At 68.6% G+C, this 8,184-nt stretch carries 8 protein-coding genes and 1 tRNA gene; 2 read left to right on the top strand and 7 right to left on the bottom strand.

What is annotated here, in order from left to right:
- Positions 1–200: 200 nt before the first annotated feature.
- Positions 201–668, bottom strand: a complete 468-nt coding sequence (locus tag H5J26_RS25540) for a GatB/YqeY domain-containing protein (protein WP_181768324.1) — start codon at positions 666–668, stop codon at positions 201–203.
- 142 nt (positions 669–810) lie between these two features.
- On the opposite strand from H5J26_RS25540, the gene H5J26_RS25545 reads away from it, so the two are divergent.
- Both H5J26_RS25545 and H5J26_RS25550 read left to right on the top strand, forming a co-directional pair.
- Positions 811–1,740: a metallophosphoesterase gene (locus H5J26_RS25545; RefSeq protein ID WP_181768325.1), complete on the top strand. Its 930-nt coding sequence runs from the start codon at positions 811–813 to the stop codon at positions 1,738–1,740.
- A 124-nt stretch (positions 1,741–1,864) separates the two neighbouring features.
- Positions 1,865–1,938, top strand: a tRNA-Pro gene (locus tag H5J26_RS25550).
- Between the two features lie 121 nt (positions 1,939–2,059).
- On the opposite strand, the gene H5J26_RS25555 is transcribed toward H5J26_RS25550, so the two are convergent.
- The 6 genes from H5J26_RS25555 to H5J26_RS25575 all read right to left on the bottom strand — a co-directional run bounded on the left by H5J26_RS25555 (position 2,060) and on the right by H5J26_RS25575 (position 7,986).
- A complete protein-coding gene (locus tag H5J26_RS25555) occupies positions 2,060–3,574 on the bottom strand; it encodes a LacI family DNA-binding transcriptional regulator (RefSeq protein ID WP_181768326.1) in 1,515 nt (504 codons plus the stop codon).
- 75 nt (positions 3,575–3,649) lie between these two features.
- On the bottom strand, positions 3,650–3,958 hold the full coding sequence (locus tag H5J26_RS31670; RefSeq protein WP_235981091.1) for a helix-turn-helix domain-containing protein: 309 nt from the start codon (positions 3,956–3,958) through the stop codon (positions 3,650–3,652).
- Positions 3,959–4,427: 469 nt separating this feature from the next.
- Entirely contained in the window at positions 4,428–5,903 is a 1,476-nt protein-coding gene (locus H5J26_RS25560; protein ID WP_181768327.1) for an ATP-binding protein, read from the bottom strand.
- 2 nt (positions 5,904–5,905) lie between these two features.
- Entirely contained in the window at positions 5,906–6,748 is an 843-nt protein-coding gene (locus H5J26_RS25565; protein WP_181768328.1) for a bifunctional DNA primase/polymerase, read from the bottom strand.
- Complete coding sequence (locus tag H5J26_RS25570; protein WP_181768329.1) at positions 6,745–7,428, bottom strand: SAM-dependent methyltransferase; 684 nt, start codon at positions 7,426–7,428, stop codon at positions 6,745–6,747. The genes H5J26_RS25565 and H5J26_RS25570 overlap by 4 nt, the downstream gene beginning before the upstream one ends.
- Before the next feature lie 81 nt (positions 7,429–7,509).
- On the bottom strand, positions 7,510–7,986 hold the full coding sequence (locus tag H5J26_RS25575; protein WP_181768330.1) for a hypothetical protein: 477 nt from the start codon (positions 7,984–7,986) through the stop codon (positions 7,510–7,512).
- Positions 7,987–8,184: the final 198 nt, after the last annotated feature.

Below are 8,184 nucleotides of genomic sequence, written 5' to 3' on the forward strand. Positions count from 1 at the left end.
TTCGGTGGCAACAGCGGGCGCGGCGGAGCAACGGGTGGCCGCTTCGGCGGTACCGGCTAGCCGCCCTCACAACGGTCCGGTTGGCTGTCTGCGGCACGAACACGCAGTAAGGGGCGCCCTCTTGGGAGGGCGCCCCTTCGCGTTCGTACGTCGCGCCGATGCTTCCGGCGGAGCCGACACAACCTCGGGACCGGGTCGCGCTAACCGGCTGCGAGGCGCTTCTTGACGGCGGCGGCCACCCGGCCGCCCTCCGCCTGGCCCGACACCTTCGGGTTCACGATCTTCATGACCGCGCCCATGGCACGCGGCCCCTCGGCACCGCCGGCCTGCGCCTCCGCGACGGCCTCTCCCACCAGCGCGTCCAACTCCTCGTCGCTCAGCTGCTTGGGCAGGTAGTCGGCGAGCACCTCGCCCTCCGCCCGCTCCCGGGCGGCCTGTTCACTGCGGCCGCCCCCGGCGAACGCCTCGGCCGCCTCACGGCGCTTCTTCGCCTCGCGCGTGATCACCGTCTGCACTTCGTCGTCGGAGAGTTCGCGGGCCGACTTGCCCGCGACCTCCTCCTTGGTGATCGCCGTGAGCGTCATGCGGAGGGTGGCGGAGCGCAGCTCGTCGCGCTTCTTGATGGCTGCGGTCAGGTCGCCCTGCAGCCGGGACTTGAGCGTAGTCATAGCGTCTTCGTGTCCTCCAGAGAATTCGACGGCCATCATCCCCCATGCGACGTGGAACGCGCCGCCCCGCGTCGGGCCCGACGGCCCTCTGACGGCAGGCCGCCGAGTGCGAGGGCGGCCAGAGGTCTGCGACGATGGGCCGATGCGCGCGCGATACGGAATCCCCCTCGCCCTGACGGCACTCGGCGCGGCATGCGCCGGTTACGCGACCGTCGTGGAGCCCCGTTCCTTCCGCCTTCGACGCGTCACCGTTCCCGTACTGCCGCCGGGCGCGCAGTCGCTGCGCCTGCTGCAGATCTCGGACGTCCACATGGTCGGCGGGCAGCGCAAGAAGCAGCGCTGGCTGAGGTCCCTCGCCGGGCTGCGTCCCGACTTCGTCATCAATACGGGCGACAACCTCTCCGACCCCGAGGCCGTCCCCGAGGTGCTGGACGCACTGGGCCCCCTCATGGAGTTCCCGGGCGCGTACGTCTTCGGGTCCAACGACTACTACGGCCCGAAGCTGCGCAACCCCGCCCGCTACCTGCTGGAGAAGACCAACGGGCGCCACGGCCTCAACGGCAACCCGCCGGCCGTCGGCGCCGTCCACAACCCGTGGGAGGGCATGCGCGACGCCTTCGACAAGGCCGGCTGGGTCGGGCTCAGCAACAGCCGGGGCCGGATCAAGCTGGCGTCGGGCCAGGAGATCGCCCTCACAGGGCTGGACGACCCCCACATCAAGCGGGACCGCTACAGCGCCGTCATCGGCGGCCCGGAACCCGACGCCGACTTCTCCCTCGCCGTCGTCCACGCCCCGTACCTGCGCGTCCTGGACGCCTTCACCGCCGACAGGTATCCGCTGATCCTCGCGGGCCACACTCACGGCGGGCAGCTGTGCATCCCCTTCTACGGCGCGCTCGTCACCAACTGCGACCTGGACACCGACCGCGTCAAGGGGCTCTCCACTCATCGCGCGGGCGGCCAGACGTCCTACCTCCACGTCTCCGCCGGCTGTGGCGCCAACCGCTACACCCCGGTCCGCTTCGCGTGCCCGCCGGAGGCCACGCTGCTGACGCTCACGGCCCAGCCCTGACGGCAGGGGGCAGCGCCGGGCCGGCTCAGCCTGAACCCCGCCCTTGCCCTGCTCGGACGGGCCGTCGCGCGTAATCCGGATTTCGCCTCAGCGTCCTGCTGGGCTAAAGTGGTGCGCGTTGCTTCGGGGTGTGGCGCAGCTTGGTAGCGCGCTTCGTTCGGGACGAAGAGGTCGTGGGTTCAAATCCCGCCACCCCGACAGAAGAAACAGCAGTTCAGGGGCCTGATCCGCAATTGCGGGTCAGGCCCCTGAGGCATTCACGGGGCCCGTTGGGAGAAATCTGGGAGAAGATCTTGGAAATCGGCTCCCGGATCGGCACCTACCGACGGCCCGTCAGGCGCCCCCGCAACAGTTCATCGAGGACCGCCACCGGCGACGTGGGCCACATCGCCAGTCGCTGATCGAGCGCCCCCTCCCATTCCGCAGTGAGGCCGGCCATCAGCGCCTCTCGCATCTCCTTGGTGATGTGGTCGTAGCGCGCCTGAACCGAGCCGTCCAGGTGTCCCATGCGCTCGTCCATCAGCTTCGGCGGGGTCCCCAGACCGCGCATGCGCGTCTTGTGCGCATGCCTCAGTCCGTGCGGGGTCAGTCCTTTGGCGATGGGGAGCCAGCACGCCTCAGCCCGCTGCTGAGCCCCCCTTCCCCGTGCTGGTACGCCGGGCCAGGGGTCGGCGAGTATCGGCACAGGTCGGGCCTCCTGTGGTGCCTTCTTCGGGTACCAGCCGGAGGCTGCGGGAGTGAACAGCCATGTGGTGAAGCCGTTCCGTCTCCAGTGCGGCGCCTGGTCCACCGCTCCCCCACCGCGGGTGAAGCCGAGGGCGCTGATGGCTTCCTGGACGCGTGCCTTGGTTGCCTCCGCCACGGCCGTGGGCCGATTGAGGACGTTGGAAACCGTGCCTGTGGACACTCCTGCGCGGCGCGCAACGTCCACCAGCTTTGCCCCGGTCTCGCCAGTGCGGGAGATGCCCTGTCCTCGGAAGAGGTACGTCTTTCCGTGACACCGGCAAGGGTGCGGCTTCGCAATTGCGGCTTGCCTGGCCCACAGACCCGTCAGCCACGCAGGTGCGTCAAGAGTCCGGTAGCTGTCGTCCTTGGGCGGGCAACGCTCGAACTCGCCTGAATCGAGCTCGTACAGCTGCCATTCCACACGCACCGCATCGGGCCGGAGAAACTGCGTCTCCAGCCCGACGACTTCGCCCCACCTCATGCCGGTGTAGCCCTTGGTGACGCAGGCGATGAACTCATCGTCCCTGCCGGAGAGCAGGGAGGCTCGCTCAGCGAGAAGCAGGATGCCTAGCGGATCAGTGACCACCTTCTCGGGGGTCCGGTCCCGCGAGCGGCCGGCGCGCTTACCTCTGCCCCGTCGCTTCGTCGCAGGGTTCGAGCTGATCAATCCTTCTTCCACAGCGTCTTCGAAGAGCAGGTGGAGAGTCCCGCGCCACGTCTTCACGCTGGACGCCGCGTAAAACCCCTTCTCCCGCTTCTCCCATGCATCGACGTCAGTGCGCTGGATGGAGGCAAGCGCACGGTCCTGGAACTCAGGGAGCAGGTGCTCCTCAATGTGTCGCCGGTAGTTCTGCATGGTGGAGGCGGCCAGATCCTGAGCCGCGTACCAGCGCGACGCATACTCGCCGAATGCGGTCTGCCCGGCAGAGGGGTTCCTCCACGTACCGCTCCGCACCTTCGCCTCCTCGGCGTCGGCAGCCTGTTTCGCGTCCCGTTTCGTGCGGAAGCGGATGACGACACCGCTGTCATCAACAACCGTTCCGTACTTGCCCGGCGAGATCTTGTAACGACCGCGCCAGTAGTTGCCGCGGTTCTCCGCGAAGCCCATGCTCCCTCTTCTCCAGCAATAGGTGAGGGCTGGGAGTTGCCACTCCCAGCCCTCACTGGCGGTTCAGTTTTGCGATCAGGCGGCGTTCCGAGTGCGGCGTGGGCGGCGCGCACGGAGCTGGGCGACTGGCGCGCCCGTTGACACAGACGTACGCCCCCTCCGCCCGGAACTCGTCACTTCTGTCGGTGCTGCTGATGGACGCTCCTCAAGCAGCTCGAAGATTTCCTCGACGTGCCCCTTGGTGAAGCGGTATCCACTGCCGCTTCGGATGAATGGGATCCGGCCCCGCCGGGCTTGTTCCTTGACCCACCATGTCGAGCAGTCGAGGGCTTCGGCGACGTGGTCGGCCGTATAGAGCGTCGGGAGCTCCGACTTCTTGCTCATGGTTCAACTCCTCCAGGACGGGGTGTGGTTGGCGAGACGTTGCTGCGGGGCCGCGCCTGTCCGAGGTGCGGATTTCTGCGTCATTGCGTCATCAGCGTCAATCGGGCTTCTGAACTGCGATTTTGTGTGACGCAGTGGTTCGGGGCTGCGTCATTGGCGCGTCAGTGGCTGCGTCATCCGATGACGCAGATGACGCAGGATGACGCAGGCGCCGTCGTCTGCGTCATGCCTCTATCCGCAGGTCAGGGCCCGTTTTCAGGTCTGCATGACGCAGATGACGCAGCGTCTCTCCTCTTAGGACAAAGGAGAGGGGTGGTGTCTGTTGTGGTGCGGTGCTGCTTCAGGCGTGAAGAAGGAGCCGCTTCGCGGCGCGACCACCGGGCGGCTTCGCCGAACAGCAAGAGGAGCACCCGCGGCGTGGCGCGCCCCGGTGCTCTTCTTGCTTGTACCGGCGCCCGTGCGGTGCGGGTCAGAACATCCGCTTGGGCTCGTGTGCCGGTGGGGCTTCCATGCGGGTCATTTCGAGGTAGCGGCCTTCGCTGGTGCGGCCGGAGTCGATGAGGACACCGCGGGCGGCAAGCGTCGGTTGGAGGCGCTTGAGCCGGTCGGAGAGCACCTTGCCCGTGGTCGGCCAGCCCCTGGGCAGCGGACGTAGTCCGTCGCCGCTGTATAGGCAGCCGAGGAGGTGCAGCCACTCGGTGGAGGTCATTCGCTGCTCTGACCCGGCCTTGATGCTCTCGGCGTGCCTGAGGACGGTCTGCGCGAGCAAGTCGCCTTCGATCACGTCGTCGTTGAGGTCATCCAGGCTGGCCCGGTACGCACGCAGGGCCCCGAGGCCGGTCGCGGCGTCGAGCTGCGCGCACAGGTGCGCGAAGTCCGCCATGCGCAGATCCGTGGGTGTCTCCGCCTCGGCCGCGCGGACCTTGACGGTGAGGTCCAGGAGAGAGCCGAGGACGGCGGGCAGCGCCTCCGCATACTCGGCCCACAGCTCCGCCTCGGTGCGCCGCACCTTGGGGCGTTCCAGACGCAGCGGAAGGAGCCGTTCTGCGAGGTCGGGGCGGATGACGCCCACGTCGATGCCGGTCAGCAGCATCGGCCGGCGGTAGCCGACGCGGAAGACGTCCCCGTCGGTCCACAGGGCGCGTTTGACGTTCTCAGCGCCGGTGACGATGCAGCACATCGCGTCGGACAGGTCCGGGGTCATGTGGGAGAGGTTGTCGAGCGCGGTGACCCATCCGGCCGCCACTGCTGCGATCAGGTTCTCCTCGTCCTTCGGTGCGCGGCGCAGGTCTCCGCTCATGCCCTCGATGATCCGGATGAGCATGCGCCCGCCGCAGGACTTGCCCGCACCTTGCGGGCCGGTGAGGAAGGGTGCGGGGACGGGCACGGACGGTCCGAGGCAGCCGATGAGCCAGGCCACAGCGAGGCATTCTGTCTCCGCGTTGGCGAAGTTGCACAGTCGCAGCAGCTGATCGAGGCCTTTCCCGTCGGTGTCCTTTGCCGGGAGCGGAAGCTCCCCGGTCAGCTGGGTGCGCCGCCAGCACACCTCGCGCGGGTCGGGAACGGTGATCTCCCAGCCGGTGGGGTGGATGCGGACGGACTGCCCGTCGTCGCGGCCCAGGTCCAGCCACGTCGCCCCGTCGAACCCGGGAGCCACGCGGATGTTCACGGACTGCACGTCCTCGCTCAGAGCCAATGCTTCGATCAGATCCAGCGCCTCCTTCAGTGCGGTGCCGTTGAACACGCCGCGCCCGTCGTGGAACAGGCCGACCATGAGTTCCTGCCGGTGGCTGCCCGTCGTGCCCTGGGATCGGATCGGGCGGGCCACGGGGTGGCCGTTCTTCTGCGCGTACACGGTCCCGTCGCCGGTACGGAAGTACCGGAAGTGGGCCTGCGCGTAGTCGGTGATGACCTCGCGCGCCGGTGTCTTCTCGTCGTCGGACATGGTCAGATTCCCAACTTGGTGCGGGCGTTGGTCCACGCGTCGGTGCAGTGCCGAGGTGATTCGCCCTTGGTCTGAGCGGCGGCGAACAGCCGCGCGACGTGGCCGTCGGTGAGGCAACCGCACCGGCCGTGGGCGGACAGCACGGCGAGGAAGGTCCGGTAGACCGTGGTGTGGATCGCGCTGGACGCTTCGGTGATGCGCGCCTCGGCCATGGCGATGCCACGCTCGAGATACGCGGGCGTGCGGTGCCGGCACTCCCCACCATCGACCGGCGCGGGCACCGCGACGACCTGACCAGACGGCCGGGCCACGGCGGGTGCCTTCACGACCAGCGCGCGCACGGCGCCCGGCAGATCAGCCATGGTGCCGGTGCCGGGCCCGAGCCAACGGGCGTAGGACATCGCGGACTTGATGTCCACACCGGGCCGGACCCCGTTCGAGGACTGCATCGCCCCGCGGTAGATCCAGTGCTCCCCGCGCGTCGTGGCCACCGTCCTGGTGACCGGCAGGGACTCACGCGCCCAGGCAATGGCGTCAGCGTCGTCCAGGTCCAGGACCGTCAGTCCGGCGCCGCCCGGGTGGTAGGCCACGGTCGCGGCCTGCGCCCATGCCGCCTTCCACGCACGGGAGTTGAGGATCTGCCGGTCGCTGGTGGCGGCTGCCCAGGCGTGGCACGGCGCCGGACAACGGCAGGGCCCTGCCCGGAGCATGTTGGGCCGGTCCCCGCACTTGGACTTGGCACAGGCAGAGCAGTTGCCCACCGGCAGCTTCCGGGCCCGCAGCGGCAGCACCGGCACACCGGCCTCAGCCAGGCGCAGAGCCGTCTGAAGCACTGAGGTGTTCATGCCGCCACCCCGATCCCGGAGGTGAGGAAGGCGGTGCCGATGAACTGGCTGTAGGCGGGCGGGATGCATTCGCGGATGCCGTCCCGGTTCATCCACCCCACGCCCATCACCTCGCGGGCGAGGGGGACGCCGGAGAAGTTGCCGACGAACTGCCCGTAGTGGCCCGTGGGGACTGGGCGGCCCATCTTCGCCTGAGGCGCGGTGTGTTCGGGGTGTGCGGGCTGCCCGAGGGTGAAGCCGCCGCCGGTCTCGAAGTACCGGTGCCGGTAGGTGTGCAGCCCGAACATGGCGCCGCACAGCATCACGGGGTTCCGCAGCTTCGGCAGGGCGCCGCGTACGTTCTCGATCACCCATGGCCGCCCAGTCGCTTCCAGCGCTTCGCGGGTGGGTGCGATGAGGTCGGGGTGGGTGTTGCCCTGGATGCGCTGGCAGTCGCTGTCGAGCTGGCATGGGCAGGAAGCGTGGATGAAGTCGAACTCCGCGCCGTGCTCGCGGATGAACTCGACCGCGTCGCCCTGGATGAACGTGAACGGATACCGCGGCTGCGGGTCCTTGTCTACGCCGGTCACCTCGAACCCGGCAGCGTCGTAGCCCCAGGCGCCCCCGCCCTGGCAGCAGTACGTATCCAGCAGCCGCAAACGACGGCGCAGTGCTCGCCTGATGTCGGTGGGTTGGGTCATGCTGGAGACCTCCTGAGTCTCGTTGCAGGGATGGGAGAACCGGGGCGGCTGCGCTTCTTGGCGGGAGACAGCCGCCCTGAGTCAGTGGTGGTTGATGGTTCCGGTGGCGCGGCCGAAGAGACCGGTGGCGGTGACGTGTTGGGTGATGTGTGCGGGCGCCTGTCGGCGGCAGCGTTTGATGAGTGCGGCGGCTGCTGCGCCGCCGGCGGCGATGAGTGCGACGGCGGACCAGAGGGCGTCGGTCATGGCGATCAGTCCCGGGGCGGCGTAGGAGAGGCCGACACCGGCGACCGCGACGCCGGTGCCGACCGTCGGAGCAAGGAGCGCGGTGGTTTTCGCCCATCGCGGGATGGGCTGAACGACCGGCTGAGGCGGTGAGGTGGGTGCGGGGGGTTGGGTGTAGGCGAGGGTGCTGTAGCCGCCGGGCAGGGTGACCATCTGGACCCCTGCGGGGAGTTCCTCCGGCAGCATCCTCGACCTGGCTGCTGGGGGCGTGTAGGCCAGTGGGTCCGGACGCTGGGTCATGGTGGTGATCTCGTATGTGGTGTCGGGGTGCACAAGTTGCTCCCTTCACGAGCGACGGGCAGCACCCCGATTCGTGTGGGTGCTGCCCGTCGTCTGGCTTGTCGTGTGCTTGTCGTGCGGCTTGTCGCTTGTCTTGTCTTGTCGCCTGTCGCTTTCCAGGTCAAAGCCCGTTTCCGGCTCTCTGAGGGCCGTACAGGGGCCTTCTCGGAGTGGGCGACAAGCGACAAGCAG

The organism is Streptomyces albidus (ex Kaewkla and Franco 2022) (assembly GCF_013870515.1).
Lineage (GTDB): Bacteria > Actinomycetota > Actinomycetes > Streptomycetales > Streptomycetaceae > Streptomyces > Streptomyces albidus.